The sequence below is a fragment of the Scandinavium sp. genome (assembly GCF_051650185.1).
Lineage (GTDB): Bacteria > Pseudomonadota > Gammaproteobacteria > Enterobacterales > Enterobacteriaceae > Scandinavium.
Genome location: NZ_JBOFIN010000064.1, coordinates 39,887 through 56,311 on the forward strand (window position 1 = coordinate 39,887; position 16,425 = coordinate 56,311).

At 55.6% G+C, this 16,425-nt stretch carries 14 protein-coding genes; 3 read left to right on the forward strand and 11 right to left on the reverse strand.

From position 1 onward, the window contains the following. Nucleotides 1–13: 13 nt before the first annotated feature. From fucA to ACRCWW_RS08010, 6 genes are all read right to left on the reverse strand, one after another. Nucleotides 14–661 carry an L-fuculose-phosphate aldolase gene (gene fucA, locus ACRCWW_RS07985; RefSeq protein ID WP_438681933.1) on the reverse strand — a complete coding sequence of 216 codons (648 nt, stop codon included), beginning with the start codon at nucleotides 659–661 and terminating at the stop codon, nucleotides 14–16. An 87-nt stretch (nucleotides 662–748) separates the two neighbouring features. Next, on the reverse strand, nucleotides 749–1,747 hold the full coding sequence (locus ACRCWW_RS07990; protein WP_438681934.1) for a LacI family DNA-binding transcriptional regulator: 999 nt from the start codon (nucleotides 1,745–1,747) through the stop codon (nucleotides 749–751). 54 nt (nucleotides 1,748–1,801) lie between these two features. Continuing rightward, on the reverse strand, nucleotides 1,802–3,397 hold the full coding sequence (locus ACRCWW_RS07995) for an FGGY-family carbohydrate kinase (protein ID WP_438681935.1): 1,596 nt from the start codon (nucleotides 3,395–3,397) through the stop codon (nucleotides 1,802–1,804). 25 nt (nucleotides 3,398–3,422) lie between these two features. Next, nucleotides 3,423–4,373, reverse strand: a complete 951-nt coding sequence (locus tag ACRCWW_RS08000; protein WP_404657894.1) for an ABC transporter substrate-binding protein — start codon at nucleotides 4,371–4,373, stop codon at nucleotides 3,423–3,425. Nucleotides 4,374–4,451: 78 nt separating this feature from the next. Further along, nucleotides 4,452–5,435: an ABC transporter permease gene (locus ACRCWW_RS08005; RefSeq protein ID WP_438681936.1), complete on the reverse strand. Its 984-nt coding sequence runs from the start codon at nucleotides 5,433–5,435 to the stop codon at nucleotides 4,452–4,454. A 2-nt stretch (nucleotides 5,436–5,437) separates the two neighbouring features. Then, nucleotides 5,438–6,937, reverse strand: a complete 1,500-nt coding sequence (locus tag ACRCWW_RS08010; protein ID WP_438681943.1) for a sugar ABC transporter ATP-binding protein — start codon at nucleotides 6,935–6,937, stop codon at nucleotides 5,438–5,440. Between the two features lie 377 nt (nucleotides 6,938–7,314). On the opposite strand from ACRCWW_RS08010, the gene ACRCWW_RS08015 reads away from it, so the two are divergent. The 3 genes from ACRCWW_RS08015 to fucU are packed head-to-tail and all read left to right on the forward strand — an operon-like array spanning nucleotide 7,315 to nucleotide 10,963. Continuing rightward, a complete protein-coding gene (locus ACRCWW_RS08015; RefSeq protein WP_438681937.1) occupies nucleotides 7,315–9,093 on the forward strand; it encodes an L-fucose isomerase in 1,779 nt (592 codons plus the stop codon). Between the two features lie 45 nt (nucleotides 9,094–9,138). Beyond that, the gene (fucK, locus tag ACRCWW_RS08020; protein WP_438681938.1) at nucleotides 9,139–10,533 is read left to right on the forward strand and encodes an L-fuculokinase; all 1,395 of its coding nucleotides are present in this window, start codon (nucleotides 9,139–9,141) and stop codon (nucleotides 10,531–10,533) included. 1 nt (nucleotide 10,534) lies between these two features. Beyond that, entirely contained in the window at nucleotides 10,535–10,963 is a 429-nt protein-coding gene (gene fucU, locus ACRCWW_RS08025) for an L-fucose mutarotase (RefSeq protein WP_438681939.1), read from the forward strand. A 52-nt stretch (nucleotides 10,964–11,015) separates the two neighbouring features. Here the strand turns inward: fucU and ACRCWW_RS08030 are convergent, their stop codons facing one another. The 5 genes from ACRCWW_RS08030 to cyoB form a co-directional block, all read right to left on the reverse strand. Further along, nucleotides 11,016–12,380 carry an MFS transporter gene (locus ACRCWW_RS08030; protein ID WP_438681940.1) on the reverse strand — a complete coding sequence of 455 codons (1,365 nt, stop codon included), beginning with the start codon at nucleotides 12,378–12,380 and terminating at the stop codon, nucleotides 11,016–11,018. A gap of 149 nt (nucleotides 12,381–12,529) precedes the next feature. Continuing rightward, nucleotides 12,530–13,417, reverse strand: coding sequence for a heme o synthase (gene cyoE, locus ACRCWW_RS08035; protein ID WP_438681941.1), 888 nt, complete (start codon nucleotides 13,415–13,417; stop codon nucleotides 12,530–12,532). Between the two features lie 11 nt (nucleotides 13,418–13,428). Beyond that, nucleotides 13,429–13,755, reverse strand: a complete 327-nt coding sequence (locus ACRCWW_RS08040) for a cytochrome o ubiquinol oxidase subunit IV (protein ID WP_330983114.1) — start codon at nucleotides 13,753–13,755, stop codon at nucleotides 13,429–13,431. Then, nucleotides 13,755–14,369: a cytochrome o ubiquinol oxidase subunit III gene (locus tag ACRCWW_RS08045; RefSeq protein WP_404657903.1), complete on the reverse strand. Its 615-nt coding sequence runs from the start codon at nucleotides 14,367–14,369 to the stop codon at nucleotides 13,755–13,757. The genes ACRCWW_RS08040 and ACRCWW_RS08045 overlap by 1 nt, the downstream gene beginning before the upstream one ends. Continuing rightward, entirely contained in the window at nucleotides 14,359–16,350 is a 1,992-nt protein-coding gene (cyoB, locus tag ACRCWW_RS08050) for a cytochrome o ubiquinol oxidase subunit I (protein WP_330983116.1), read from the reverse strand. Before cyoB ends, ACRCWW_RS08045 begins: the two co-directional genes overlap by 11 nt. Between the last annotated feature and the right edge of the window lie 75 nt (nucleotides 16,351–16,425).

Below are 16,425 nucleotides of genomic sequence, written 5' to 3' on the forward strand. Positions count from 1 at the left end.
CCGTGCCTGGCTTTTATTCCTCAACCCGCAGCCCGTAGCTCTGAAATTTCTCCAGCACAATCGCTATCTCTTCGTCCGGCAGCACGGGCACATGCTCGGTGACCGCTAACGTTGCCAGATAAAGCTTCGCCAGCACTTCCACTTCCTGCGCCAGCCACAGCGCTTTTTCCAGATTCTGTTCACAGGCAATCAGCCCATGATGTTGAAGCAGAGTCGCTTTCCGATCCCGCATCGCAACCGCCACGTGTTCTGACAGTGCTTTCGTCCCAAAAGTGGCATAAGGCGCACAGGGAATCGAATTGCCCCCGGCGGCGGCAATCATGTAGTGAATGGCCGGAATAGGGCGGTTCAGAATCGACACGGCGGTGCAGTGAACCGCGTGGTTGTGCACCACGGCATTTGCTTCCGGGCGTGTCTGATAAACCGCCTGGTGGAAGCGCCATTCGCTGGAAGGCAGCTTGCCCTCTTCGTGACGGCCTTGTGCGTCGACATACACAATGTGGCTTTCGGTGAGTTTTTCGTAAGGAATGCCCGTGGGCGTAATCAGCATACCGTTATCGTATCGGGCGCTGATGTTGCCCGCGGTGCCCTGATTCAGGCCAAGACGGGTCATTTCCAGACAGGTTTCGATGATTTCGCGTGACAGCTGTGATCGTTCCATTTCTTTCTCCGGGTGACGCGAGGCAAAAGGAAGCCACTGGAGAAGCGCGAGCCTCTCCAGACAACGGCATAACAGGCGTAATTAACGTTAAGCGCGACGCGCGCGTTTAATCAGTTTCATTTTTACTTTCACGGTTTCAGTAACCGGGTCGCCTTCGATGGCGCGCTGCATAATTTCAAACGCCTTTTCGGCCCAGGTATGTTCATCCTGTTGCATCGACCAGACGTTATTAGCCAGAAACCCCAGCATGGGGTGTTCATCGAAGGTGCCGATGTTGATGTCGGGCGGCACTTCCCCGAATTTGTCGCGAAGGGCTTCAATCGCACCTTCCAGAACCGGCAACGACGAGGCAATAAAAGCTTCAGGCGCAGGATGGGCATCCAGCAGTTGAGTCATGATGTGATGGCCGCCTTCCGGGGTGTTTTCTGCCCCGCGCTGAACCCAGTCCTGATGCTCAATTCCGTGTTTTTTCAATGCAGTCAGATAGCCCGTAAGACGATCGCTGATGCTCGGCAGTTCGGCATCGCCCACCAGGAACCACAGCGGTGATTTACCCGCTGCCAGTAGCGCTTCGGTGAGTTTCTGCCCGCCTTCTGCGTTGTGACTTTCAACCAGCGCGTTATCGGTAAATTTAAAATCTCGGTCCAGCAACACCAGCGGCTTTTTCACCAGCCTTAAGTGATGCTGCTGGTTTTCCAGTGAGGTCGGCACAATAAACAGCCCGTCGAGATTACGGGCAATCAGCGACTGCACCAGCTTATTCTCGTAATCAATATCGTTATAGGTACAGCTGATGGTCAGCTGATAGCCCGAACGGCGACAGCGCAGCTCCAGCTTTTCGGCCAGCGTGGCGAAGAAGACGTTGGAAATGTTCGGCACGATGAGGCCCAGCGTCTCGGTTTTGTTCAGCTTCAGGCTGCGGGCGGAATGATTGAGCACGTAGCCATAGCGCTCCACGTGCTGGTTAATCCGGGTCTGGGTTTTCACGCTGATCCGGTACTGTTCCGCTTTTCCTCCCAACACCAACCGGACGGTGGTCACCGACAGGTTAAGGTCGTTGGCAATTTGTTCCACTGTTTTGGCCATCACTGAGCTCCGCAGGCTTCCATAAAGAAAAACATAGCCGACATCATAAAAGGATTAGGCATCATAGTCGTTATTCATCAGGTGGTTAAGCTGCTGTTGGTGATCCCAAAGGGTCAGGTACACCTGATATTTGCGTTGATGAAACGCCCGGCGGGCCGGGTTCGCCGCAACGAGTTGCCCCGGTTGAACCATGGCTTCTGCGGCGGCGGACATATCGGGATAGGTACCGCTGGCCACCGCGCCGGTAATGGCGGCACCCAGCGTGACGGCATCTTCTTCCGCCATGAGCTGGATATCGCACCCGGTGACATCGGCATATTCCCGCAGCCATAAAGGATTATGGCTTGCGCCACCGCACAGTGCGATGCGTTCCACGCTATGCCCGTTTTCGCGCATCACTTCCAGAATATGACGTGTGCCGTAGGCGATGGCCTGTAACGTTGCCAGATAAAGCCGGGCGAGGGCGCTTTCGCCTTGCTCTAAGGTCAGCCCGGAAACCGTACCGCGTGCGTCTGGTCGTGCTCGCGGCGAGCGATTACCGTGATGATCGGCAAGCACATGAAGATATTGAGTCGGGTCTTTTTCTGCGGCTTCCAGTGCCGCCACCCACTCATTGAGGAGTTCCACAGGGTGGCAATCCCGTGCTTTGGCTTTGGCGAACAATTCTGCGCCGGGGTAATGCTCTTTCAGCGTCCAGTCGACCAGTGCGCCTGCCGCGCTTTGGCCCCCCTCGGTTAACCAAAAATCTGGCAGCATTGCTGACCAGTATGGGCCCCAGACGCCGCGTGTCATTAACGGTTGAGGGTGGCTTATCATGTGGCAGTTCGACGTACCGCTTATCAGGGCGACGGTGCCAGATGGATTTGCAGCCGTCAGCGCCACGCCGCCTGCGTGGGCATCAATCATCCCTGTGGCGACAACCACATTTGTCGACAGACCAAGTTCCGCAGCAGCCTGTGGCGTTAACTGCCCGGCACGAGCGCCTGGCGGAAGAATACGTGTTGGCACTTTATCCAGCAGCGGCGTAAGCCCAACGGCGGAGAGCAAAGACTCGCTAAAACGCTGCTCGTGCGCCAGGTAGTTCCATTTGCAGGTGAGGGTACACAGGCTGGCGACATCCTCGCCGGTGGCTTTCCAGACCATAAAATCGGCGAGGTCGAAAAAGCGGTGTGCCTGCTCCCAGGTTTGCGGATGGTGATGTTTGAGCCAAAGGACTTTCGGCAGCTCCATTTCGATACTGATTTCACCGCCGACATAGCGTAGCGCCGGGTCGCCGGTGCGATTGAGCCGACGGGTTTCTTCATCGGCGCGATGATCCATCCACATGATGATATCGTGGTCAGGGCTGCCGTGAGGCGAGACCGACAGCCCTTTTCCCTGGGCATCGACAGCCACCAGTGAACAGGTGGCATCGAAGCCAATGGCGCAAACGAGAGCCGCGTCAATACCTGCCAGAGAGACGCTTTCACGCACTGCCTCGCAGGCATGTTGCCAGATTTCAGCGGACGACTGCTCCACGCGTTCCCCGCCGGGACGAAACTGAGACAGCGGGCGGGTAGCGAAAGCCAGGCGCTTGCCCTCACGGTTGTATATTCCAGCCCGAACGCTGCCTGAGCCGACATCCACACCCACAACATAGCTGTTTGTCATTTTCATTCCTCAACGGGGGAAGTTGTTATTTTTTACCCAGCGGGTAGAGCAGTTTGTCGACTTCCGGGGTATCGATATTCTTCGCGTTCACGTATTTCACCGGGATATCGATTTGCTTCGGCACGCTTTGACCCGCCACGGCTGCATTCAGCGCTTTAAGCCCCTGATAGCCAATCTGGTAAGCATCCTGCACCATAAAGCCCTGAATCACGCCGCTCTTCAGGAAACCAATGATAGCTTCAGTGCTGTCAAAACCGATGACTTTCACTTTGCCCTTCAGGCTCTGGCTGTCAATGGCATTTGCCACGCCCAGCGTAGCGCCTTCATTGGTGGCGTAAATCCCTGCCAGGTCAGGGTTGGCCTGCACCATATCGATAGTCTTATCCATCGCTTTTTGCGGGTCGCCATCGCTGTATTGCACCGGCAGTACCTGAATATTAGGGTACTTCGCTTTCATTTCTGCGGAAAAACCTTCAGAACGTTCGATGGCTGACGTGGTACCTGCGACGTGGGCAATGATCCCAACTTTGCCTTTACCACCCACCTGTTCAGCCAGCGCATCAGCAGCCTGTGCTCCGGCTTTGCGGTTGTTGGTGGCGACGAAGCTTGCCGGAATGTCGGATTCCACACCGGAGTCAAACGTCACGACTTTAATGCCACGGCTGTTGGCTGTTTCGACCAGCGGAGCCAACGCATTCGCATCGAGTGCCGCCAGCAGCAGGCCATTTGGCTTCTGCGCCATGGTGTTTTCCACTAACTGAATCTGTTCTGCAATCTGAGTCTCATCCGCCGGGCCAACGTAGCTGGTTTTATCGCCCAGCTCTTTCGCCGCGGCTTCTGTTCCCATTTTGACTGTCTGCCAGAATTCATGCTGGAAGCCTTTGCTGACCACCGGCAGGTTGTAATCTTTTGCCAGCGCGCTGCTGGTCATTACGGCGACGAGAGAGAGTGCATACAGAAATTGCCTGGTTTTCATTTTTGTACTCCGTACTGAGGGAAGAACCCTATACGTCAGGGCAGGTAAAGGTGTCCGGCATCAAGGGCGGACGCTGTTTCAACGCATTTTTTTACGCAACGTATCGAGATACACCGCAGCGATCACCACCACGCCCATCGCCACCATCTGCCAGAACTGCGAGACGCCCATCAGGTTGAGGCCGTTTTTCAGCACGCTCATGATGAACGCGCCGATGATGGTCCCGCCGATGGTGCCGATACCGCCCATCAGGCTGGTGCCACCAATCACGACGGCGGCGATCGCCTCCAGTTCATAGCCCACACCGACAGTTGGCTGGCCGGAGTTGAGGCGCGAGGCGAGGATCACGCCTGCGATACCGGTTAGCAGGCCGCAGAAGGCGTAAACAAAGATTTTGACCCGGCGTACTTTGATACCGGAAAGGTGTGCCGCCGTTTCATTGCTGCCCACGGCGTAGACATAGCGACCAATGACGGTTTTTTTCAGGATGTAGGCGGAGAACAGCGCCACAATCACCAGGTAGAACACCGGGTAAGGCAGAACATCAAGCAGGCGGCCCTGAGCCAGCAGTTTGAACATCGGGTATTCAGAGAAGTAAATGGCGCGCCCGTCGGTCATGACCATGTTGATGCCGCGTACCGACATCATCAGCCCCAGAGTGGCAATAAAAGGGGGGATTGCCGCGCGGGTAACAAGGAACGCGTTGACGTAACCGCACAGGCCGCCAGCTAAAACACCCGCCAGCACACACAACGGCAGCGGCAAGCCAAAACCCGCGCAGATGCCGACGACGACGCCGGAGAAGGCCACGACCGAGCCGAGCGACAGGTCTATCCCGGCGGTGATAATCACAAACGTCACGCCGATGGCCATGATGCCAATCACCGAGGTTTGCAGGGCGATGGTCATCAGGTTTTCGGTGTTAAAGAAGAACGGTGAGCTGAAGCTGAAGAAAAGCACCAGCAGGATCAGGCTGAACAGCGGCGCCAGACGCATCAGCAGGGCTTTGTTCACTTTCATTTTGTGATGCTCACTTTTTGCAGGGGTGGCAGTGATGCTCATGGTTAATCCTCCAGCGTCGCGTATTGCATGATTTTTTCCTGGGTGGCGCTTTGTGCCTGAACTTCACCGGTAATTCGGCCGCCGCGCATAACCAGAATACGGTCGCACATGCCTAAGACTTCCGGTAATTCAGACGAAATCATGATGATGGATTTGCCTTTAGCGACCAGCCGGTTCATTAACTCGTAAATTTCCAGCTTCGCGCCGACGTCGATGCCGCGGGTCGGTTCATCAAAAATCAGGATCTCAGTGTCTTTGCAGACCCAGCGGGCAATGATGATTTTCTGTTGATTGCCGCCGCTTAAGTTCAGCGCGGCCTGTTGCAGGTGTGGCGTTTTGATGCGCAGGGCTTTGACTAATTCGCTGCTGGTTTTCTCGCAGGATTTTTCATCCACGTTGCCAAAGCGGCTGCTGAATTCGGGGTAGTTGCCGAGCATGATGTTCTCTTCCACCGACAGCCCGAGCGCCAGCCCCTCTTTTTTACGGTCTTCCGTGAGATAGCTGATGCCCTGACGAATGGCATCGGCGACGTCTTTGATCACGATGTTTTTGCCGTTGAGCGTTAGGGTGCCGCCGTCAATCGGGTCGGCGCCAAAAATCGCGCGGGCAAGTTCGGTACGTCCTGCTCCCATCAGCCCGGCAAGGCCAAGGATTTCACCGCGATGCAGGGTGAAACTGATGTCGTTAAGCACGTCCTTGCGTTGCAGGTTTTTGACTTCCAGCACCGGGACTTTCCCGGTTTGTGGTGGGCGTTTGGGGTAGATATTGCCCAGATCGCGGCCGACCATCATCGCAATAAGCTCGCTTATCTGCACCGTTTCGTAATCGACGGTGGCAATAAACTGGCCGTCGCGCATCACCGTGGCCCGGTCGGCAATCAGCGCCAGCTCTTCGAGGCGGTGCGAGATATACACAATGCCGGTGCCGCGAGATTTAAGCAGACGCGTGACCTTAAACAGACTCTCGATTTCACTCTCAGTCAGCGCAGCCGTGGGTTCATCCATAATCAGGACTTTGGCGTTAACGGAAATCGCCTTCGCAATTTCCACCATCTGCTGCTGGGCAACGGTTAAATCCGCCACGCGAGTTTGCGGTGAAATCGAAAGATTAAGCTGCGCCAGAATATCGATGACTGCCTGGCGCTGGCTTTTCTCATCCAGCCGCCAGCTCGTGTTCTTACGAAACTCGCGGCCGATATAGATATTTTCCTCAACGGTCAGGTCAGGGAAGAGGTTAAATTCCTGATGAATGATGGTAATTCCGGCGTGCTGCGCACTGAGCGGATCGCTGAACGTCACCTTATTGTTTTCAAAAACGATCTCACCTTCATCGGGCTGATAAACGCCGGAGAGAATTTTCATCAGCGTCGATTTTCCGGCGCCATTCTCCCCCAGCAGCGCATGCACTTCACCGGGCCGCAGGTTAAAACTGACGTTGCTGAGCGCCAACACACCGGGAAAACGCTTGGTGATGTTGCTCATCTGCAAGAAAGTCTCTGACATCATTAGGTTTTCTCCGGATGTTATCGCAATCACTTTTTAGCTAATTCGAATTAGCTTGTGCTGATAAAAGCTATTTCACGGTGGAATTTTCGCCAAATTATTTGTTTTTAAATTGTGACGGGCTGCAAGTGAATTTGTTTAACGTGATGAATTTTAATTATTTATTGTTTTTTAGCTGAAACGAATTATCTGACGCTGATCGAATTTTGACCTCTGATCGTGAAGGTGTTCACAGAACAACCACAAAGTAGTTGAGCAAAATTTCAATGCGCTTCTAAGCTAATTCGAGTTAGCAATTTCTGGTTTTTATGCTCAATCGGCCTGCCGGGTCCACCGCGCCGCGCCTGTACGGGCAATAGCCATCACGAGGAGTGAAGATGAAATCGAAAAAACTGTTACCGAGAATTGGCATTCGTCCGGTGATCGACGGGCGTCGGATGGGCATTCGCGAATCGCTGGAAGAGCAGACCATGAATATGGCGAAGGCCACGGCGGCGCTGCTACAGGAGAAGCTACGCCATCCTTGCGGAAGCCAGATTGAGTGCGTGATTGCCGATACCTGCATTGCTGGCATGGCGGAGTCTGCCGCCTGTGAAGAGAAATTCTCGGCGCTGAATGTCGGGCTGACGATCACCGTTACGCCTTGCTGGTGTTACGGCAGCGAAACGATCGATATGGATCCGCTGCGACCTAAAGCCATTTGGGGCTTTAACGGCACTGAGCGTCCGGGCGCGGTTTACCTGGCTGCTGCGCTGGCAGCGCACAACCAGAAGGGCCTCCCGGCGTTTTCCATCTATGGTCATGAGGTGCAGGACGCGGGCGACACTTCTGTTCCGGCTGATGTGGAAGAAAAACTGCTGCGATTTGCTCGCGCAGGGCTGGCGGTGGCCAGCATGAAGGGCAAAAGCTATCTGTCACTGGGCGGCACCTCGATGGGGATTGCCGGGTCCATTGTCGATCATAACTTCTTCGAATCCTGGCTGGGGATGAAAGTGCAGGCGGTCGACATGACTGAGCTGCGCCGTCGCATGGATAACCAGATTTATGACGAAGAGGAACTGGCGCTGGCGGTGAGCTGGGCGCAGGAGAAATTCCGCTTTGGCGAAGACAAAAATGCCGCCAAATATCGCCGCAGCGAAGAGCAAAATCGTGAAATTCTGCGCGAAAGTTTGCTGATGGCCATTTGTATTCGCGACATGATGCAGGGCAACCCTAAGCTTGCCGAAAAAGGCCGCGAAGAAGAGGCGCTGGGCTACAACGCTATTGCGTCGGGCTTCCAGGGCCAGCGTCACTGGACGGATCAATATCCCAATGGTGACACCGCAGAAGCGCTGCTCAACAGTTCGTTTGACTGGCACGGCGTGCGTCAGCCCTATGTGGTCGCCACGGAAAACGACAGCCTTAACGGCGTGGCGATGCTGTTCGGTCATCTGATGACCGGCACCGCGCAGATTTTTGCCGACGTGCGCACCTTCTGGTCGCCGGAAGCGGTTAAGCGCGTCACCGGGAAAGAGCTCACCGGTCATGCGCAGCACGGCATTATCCACCTGATTAACTCTGGTTCAGCGGCGCTGGACGGCGCGGCTCAGCAAACCGATGCTGAAGGCAAACCCACCTTAAAACCGCACTGGGAAATCAGCCAGAAAGAGGCCGATGCCTGCCTGGAAGCCACGCGCTGGTGCCCGGCGGTGCATGAATATTTCCGCGGCGGCGGCTACTCCTCTAACTTCCTGACCCGTGGCGGCGTGCCGTTCACCATGACGCGCGTGAACATCATCAAAGGCATTGGCCCGGTGCTGCAAATTGCTGAAGGCTGGAGTATCGAATTGCCTGCCGATGTGCATAAAACGCTGGATCAACGCACCGACTCCACCTGGCCGACCACCTGGTTTGCGCCACGTCTGACGGGCAACGGCCCGTTCAAGGATGTCTGGTCGGTGATGTCGAACTGGGGCTCCAACCACGGGGTGCTGACGGTTGGGCATGTGGGGGCGGAGTTTGTCACGCTGGCGGCGATGCTGCGTATTCCGGTCTGTATGCACAACCTCGAAGAGGAGCAGGTCTGGCGTCCCACTGCGTGGGCGGCACACGGCATGGATCTGGAAGGGCAGGATTACCGCGCCTGTCAGAATTACGGCCCGCTCTACAAACGTTAATGGAGCAGAGCGCGGGGTGATGCCTCGCGCTCATCTGGAGGGACGATGAAAGACTGTTTTCTGGTTCTCGATTGCGGGGCGACCAACGTGCGGGCGATGGCCCTGGATCTGAACGGTTCGATTGTCGCACGTGCGAGCATCGCCAATGCCAGTGAGCCTGCAACGGAAGATCCTGCCTGGCACCAGTGGTCGCTGGATGCCATTATGCAGCGTTTTGCGCATTGTTGCCGTGAGGTTCAGGCCCAGCTTATCGACTACCGAATTGCCGGGCTGACTGTCACCACCTTTGGCGTCGACGGGGCGCTGGTGGATAGCTGCGGGGAATTGCTTTATCCCATCATCAGCTGGAAATGTCCGCGCACAACGCCGGTGATGAACACCTTCCTGCAGCAGGTTTCCCCTGAGTGGCTGCAAAAAACCAGCGGCGTCGGGCATTTCAGTTTTAACACCCTCTACAAGCTATTCTGGTTGAAGCAACACCATCCGGATCTGCTGGCAAAAGCGCACCGCTGGCTGTTTATCTCTTCGCTGATTAACCAACGCCTGACGGGAGAATTCACCACCGATCGCACCATGGCGGGAACCAGCCAGCTGTTGTCGTTGCAGAGCCACGATTTCAGTGCATCCCTCCTCGATTTAGTGGGTATCCCGGAGTCGCTCTTTCCGCCACAAATCACACCAGGGGAGTGCGTCGGTCAGCTACTTCCAGCGATGGCGGCGTTTCTTGGGTTACCGCCTGCTTTGCCGGTCATCTCCTGTGGCCACGATACGCAGTTCGCGCTGTATGGCGCAGGGGCAGATATCGATCAGCCGGTGCTTTCTTCCGGCACCTGGGAAATCCTGATGGTACGCAGCCGCAAAATCGACAGTCAGAAACTGGCGGCTTGCCAGGGCTCGACCTGCGAACTCGACAGCGAACCCGGCGTGTACAACCCGGGCATGCAGTATCTGGCCTCTGGCGTGCTGGAGTGGTTACGCACGCTGCTGGGCGATGCGCAAACGCCGTGGCAAGACATCGTGGAGCAAGCGCGTCGTATTCCTGCGGGTTGCGAGGGCGTGAGGATGAATTGCGAGCTGTTAACACACCCGCAGGCGGGCTGGGAAGGCGTGAATTTAGGCACCACGCGCGGGCATCTGTGTCGCGCTGCGCTGGAGGGATTAACGCGCCAGCTGAAAGACAATCTTGCCAGGCTGGAGCAGGCTGCGGGTTTCAAAACCCGTGAATTGCTGCTGGTGGGCGGGGGAAGCCGCAATACGCTCTGGAATCAGATGAAAGCCGATGCGCTGGGCATTCCGGTGAAAGTGCTGGATGAGGCCGAAACCACCGTGCTCGGCGCTTCTTTTTACGGCTGGAGCGGTGTCGGTTTCTATCCGACGGCCAGTGCCGCACGAGCCGCTGTCGAGTATCGCTACCGCGTTTATACGCCACAGGAAAACTGACATGCTGAAAACACTCTCGCCTTTGATTTCGCCTGACTTGCTGAAAACGCTGGCCGAAATGGGGCATGGCGATGAAATCATTTTCGCCGACGCGCACTTCCCCGCACACAGCATCGGGCCACAGGTCATTCGCGCGGATGGTCTGAAAATCGATGCTTTGTTGAAAGCGGTCATTCCGCTGTTTGAACTCGACAGCTATGCCGATCCGCTGGTGATGATGGCTCCGGTGGCAGGTGATCAGCTCGACCACAGCGTCGAGGCTCGCTACCTGAAAGCGCTGTTTGGCGAAGGGGAGGGGAGGTCAGTGAGCCGAATCGATCGCTTTGCCTTTTACGAGCGAGCGCAGAAAGCCTCTGCGATTGTGGTCACCGGAGAAACAGCGAAGTATGGGAATATTTTATTGAAGAAAGGGGTTACGCCGGAGTCGTGATTTGGGGATCGTAGGCCGGGTAAGGCAACGCCGCCACCCGGCAATCCTTGAATCAAACGGCTTTGATAACCTGCTCCACTTCAAAGCGGTTGGTCACTTTGCTGTCGATTTTGACATAGGCAGAACGTTCCGCCGCCACCACCAACACTTCCTTCACGCCTTCTTTTGCCAGCAGGCGAGACTTCAGCGCTTCGTCTGCGTCCACATCATCCGGGAGGGTGACTCGCAGGCTGCTGACGTAAGGCGGTTCCTGCATGGTCATGGCGACTAATAGCCAAACCGTTGCCAGCAGTGCTCCCATCAAAAAGACGGTTTGCGAATCAAAGAAGCCATCGACCCAGCCGCCCAGTGAGCCGCCAATCGCCACGCCGAGGAACTGGCTGGTGGAGTAGATACCCATCGCAGTCCCTTTGTACCCGGCCGGGGATTCCTTGCTGATAAGCGAGGGCAGCAGGGCTTCCATCAGGTTAAACGCCAGGAAGAACAGCTGCACGCCTGCGACCAGCTCCCAGAAGTAAGAACCGGAACCCCACAGCACGATCTCTGCGATCAGGATCAGGGCGATGCACACCAGGAACACGCGCTTCATGCGGCGTTTCACTTCGGCGTAGATGATAAACGGCACCACCGAAACGAATGAAATCACCATGGTCACCAGATAGATTTTCCAGTGCCCGGCGGCGGGAAAACCTGCGGCTTCGAGCTGACCAGGCAGGGCGACAAACGTCGACATCAGCAGGATGTGCAAACACATAATGCCGAAGTTCAGCTTCAGCAGCTTTGGCTCCATCAGCACTTTGCTGAAGCAGCCTTTTACCATGCCTGATTCGCGGTTCAGCACATGGTTTTCGCTGTTGGGGACTACCCAGATGGTCAGCAGAATGCCGAGCGTCGCCAGGCCGGAAATCATCCAGAAGAGGGCGTGCAGACCGAGCTTGTGGGTGACGATGGGGCCAAGCACCATCGCAATAGCAAAAGTGACCCCGAAGCTGACGCCGATAAAGGCCATCGCTTTGGTGCGGTTCTGTTCCCGAGTGAGGTCAGACAGCAGCGCCATCACCGCGGCGGCAATCGCGCCAGAGCCCTGCAATGCGCGGCCAAGAATAATGCCCCAGATAGAATCCGAGAGGGCGGCAATCACGCTGCCGAGGACAAAAATCAGTAATCCGCCGACAATCAGCGGCTTGCGACCGATGCGGTCGGAGAGCAGGCCGAAAGGGATTTGAAAAACAGCCTGTGCCAGGCCGTAAATACCGATAGCCAGGCCAATCAGCGCTTCGCTCGCGCCCTGAAGCGCCATGCCGTATGTGGTCAGAACAGGCAGGACCATAAACATGCCGAGCATGCGCAATGAGAAAACGGTCCCTAAACCCCAGGTTGCGCGCAGTTCCCCCGGTGTCATTTTAAAATCGTTCATTTCCACCTCAATATAAAAGCAGCGCTTAGTGTAAGGCCGGGGAAGGGCAGGGTAAACAAGCCGTTGATTAGCAAATATTACATCGGGAGTTTATTGATTACATGAATAAAAAAGGGTGCCGAAGCACCCTTTTATTCATTTCGTCCGATTTACCAGAGGTAAGCCAGAGCGGAATGAGAATCCGGCACCATAAAGTCGACGGACATCATCACGGAAAGGGCTGTAATCGCGATGATAGAGAAACCGAACAGCTTGCGCGCCCAGATCCTGTCATCAGCGACTTTATAGCCGCGTAATGCCATGCCCAACCACCAGACGCTGACCGCGGCAGCCACAATCAGGTATTTATAACCTGCATAGCCGCCGAGGGTGAGCATCAGGGTCGCCACAGCAAAAGCGATGATGTAGAGCGTGATGTGGTTTTTGGCAACGGAGATCCCTTTCACCACCGGCAGAACCGGGATGTTCGCCGCCTGATAATCCTTAAAGCGGAAAATCGCGATGGCGTAGGAGTGAGGCATCTGCCACAGGCTGAAGATCGCCAGCAGAATCGCCGCACCGCTGTCAAAGTTGCCGGTGACGGCACAATAGCCAATCACCGGCGGCGCTGCGCCCGACAGGGAACCAATCAGCGTGCCGTACACGGAGTTGCGCTTCATGTACAGGCTGTAAACGCCGACATAAACCACGAACCCCATGACGCCAAGCCAGCAGGCCAGCGGGTTAGCACCGAACCACAGCAGCGCGAAGCCAGCAACACCCAACAGAGTGGCATACACCAGCGAAACGTTCGCAGAAATCAGGCCTTTGACCAGCACCCGATTTTTGGTTCGTTCCATCTTCTTGTCGATATCCCTGTCGATGTAGTTGTTGAAAACACAACCGGATGCAACGACCAGGGATACGCCAACCAGGGTGTAGATAAACAGCGGGTAATCGATGTGGCCTTTGGAGGCCAACAGGAAACCGCCGATCACCGAGATCAGGTTACCGAAGATGATGCCGGGTTTTGTAACTTGCAGGTATTGCTTAAACATACGCGACGCTCTTATCGAACCATCATGTTGTAGTTAAGGTTCCACATGATCCAGATGGAGCCTATCACCACAATGGCGATGATCAGTACAGTAAAGATGAAGGCCGTCAGGTTCCAGCCCTCATCAGACTTGCTGTTCATGTGCAGGAAGCACACCAGATGCACCAGAATCTGCACCACAGCGGTCAACAGCACAGTGCCAATCAGCACAACGTGGGACGCAGAGCCGTTCATCACCATCGCAAACGGGATAGCCGTCAGGATGATCGACAGGATAAACCCTGTCATGTAGGTTTTTACGCTGCCGTGAGACGCGCCATGATCGGTTGAATGACTCATTACATCGCCCCCATCAGATAGACTACAGAGAACACGCAGATCCACACTACGTCCAGGAAGTGCCAGAACAGGCTCAGGCACAGGATACGAGTACGGTTAGTGCTGGTCAGGCCGCGACGGCTAATCTGGAACATCAGGACGGCCATCCAGATAAGACCAGAGGTCACGTGCAGACCGTGGGTACCGACCAGCGCGAAGAACGCGGACAGGAAACCACTGCGATCCGGACCCATACCTTCTACGATCAGGTGATGGAATTCATAGATTTCCATCGCGATGAAGCCTGCACCGAACAGCCAGGTCAACGCCAGCCAGGAGATAACCTGGCTTTTGTTGTTCTTATACATGGCGATCGCCGCCATGCCATAAGTGATGGAGCTGAACAGCAGCAGAGCTGTCTCGACCAGAACGAATGGCAGCTCGAAAATGTCCTTCCCTGCCGGGCCACCGGCGGTGTTGTTGACCAACACCGCGTAGGTCGCGAACAGGATGGAGAACAGAACGCAGTCGCTCATCAGGTAGATCCAGAAGCCGAAGACTTTGGTCGGCCCTGAATCGTGATGCCCATGGTCGTGCGCGTGGGCGTGCGCGTTAGTCAGAGTATCAGTTGCCATTTTTCAGCCCTGCCTTAGAGATCTCATCGAAATGCTGATTTTCCAGTTTTTCGATTTCTGCTACCGGCACGTAGTAATCCACGTCCTCGTCGAAGCTTTTCACAATCCAGCTGATCACGATGCCGAGGAAGCCGACAATCGCCATCCACCAGATATGCCAGATCATGGCAAAACCGAATACCGTTGCGAAAGCGGCAATGACGATGCCCGCACCGCTGTTTTTCGGCATATGGATTTCTTCATAGCTTGCAGGTTGCTTGTACGCTTCGCCTTTCTCTTTCATTTCCCAGAATGCGTCACGCTCATGAATCTGCGGCACAATGGCAAAGTTATAGAACGGAGGTGGAGAGGAGGTTGCCCACTCCAGCGTACGCGCGCCCCATGGGTCACCGGTCAGGTCACGGTTCTGCTCGCGGTCGCGAATAGACACGTAGTACTGAATTAGCTGGCAGGCGATACCACAGGCAATCAGCGCCGCACCACAGGCTGCAACAACCAGCATAGGGTGGAACTGCGGATCAATCTGCTGGCTCAGGCGACGGGTCATACCCATGAAGCCCAGCACGTACAGCGGCATAAACGCCACGAAGAAGCCGATGATCCAGAACCAGAAGGCGCGTTTGCCCCAGGTCTCGTTCAGGGTGAAGCCAAAGGCTTTCGGCCACCAGTAGGTGATACCCGCGAAGCAACCGAACACCACACCACCGATAATCACGTTATGGAAGTGGGCGATCAGGAACAGGCTGTTGTGCAGCACGAAGTCCGCACCTGGCACCGCCAGCAGAACGCCAGTCATACCGCCAACCGAGAAGGTCACGATAAAACCGATGGTCCACAGCATCGCAGAGTGGAACACGATACGGCCCTGATACATGGTGAACAGCCAGTTGAAGATCTTAACCCCGGTTGGGATCGCGATAATCATGGTCGCAATACCGAAGAAGGCGTTTACGTTCGCGCCCGCACCCATGGTGAAGAAGTGGTGCAGCCAAACGATGAACGACAAAACGGTAATACAGACGGTTGCCCACACCAGTGAGGTGTAACCAAACAGACGCTTACGGGAGAAGGTGGCCGCCACTTCGGAGAACACACCAAACACCGGCAGCACCAGAATGTATACTTCCGGATGGCCCCAGGCCCAGATCAGGTTGATGTACATCATCATGTTGCCGCCCATTTCATTGGTGAAGAAATGGGTACCGATATAACGGTCAAGGGTCAGCAGCGCGATGGTGACAGTCAGGATTGGGAAGGAGGCAATAATCAGGACGTTAGCGCACAGAGAAGCCCAGGTGAAAACAGGCATCTTGAACATGGTCATGCCAGGCGCACGCATCTTGATGATGGTCACAAAGAAGTTGATCCCGGTCAGCGTCGTACCAATACCGGAGAGCTGAAGCGCCCAAATCCAGTAGTCGACCCCTACGCCCGGACTGTACTCAATGCCCGACAGCGGTGGATAGGCCAGCCAGCCGGTCTGTGCGAATTCGCCCACACCGAGAGACAGGTTAACCAGGATAACGCCGACGACAGTGAACCAGAAGCTCAGGTTGTTCAGGAACGGGAACGCAACGTCGCGCGCGCCGATCTGCAAAGGAACAACCACGTTCATCAGGCCGATAACCAGCGGCATCGCCACGAAGAAGATCATGATAACGCCGTGAGCGGTAAAGATCTGATCGTAGTGGTGCGGCGGCAGGAAGCCTGCTTCACCGGCTGAGGCAAGAACCTGCTGGCTACGCATCATGATGGCGTCAGCAAAGCCACGAATCAGCATCACGATACCTACGATGCAGTACATGATACCGAGCTTTTTATGGTCGACAGACGTCAGCCACTCTTTCCACAGGTAGGTCCACTTACCGAAGTAAGTAATCAAGCCCAGTAAGGCCGCCCCACCGATGATAATGGCAGCCACCGTAACCACGATAATGGGTTCGTGGTAGGGCACTGCATCCAGTGTTAATTTTCCGAACATCGTTTCTTCCTCGGCCCCTTAGTGAGCGGTTTCCGCGTGACTCATGTCCATGCCTTCCATCCCTTCGTGTGAGGC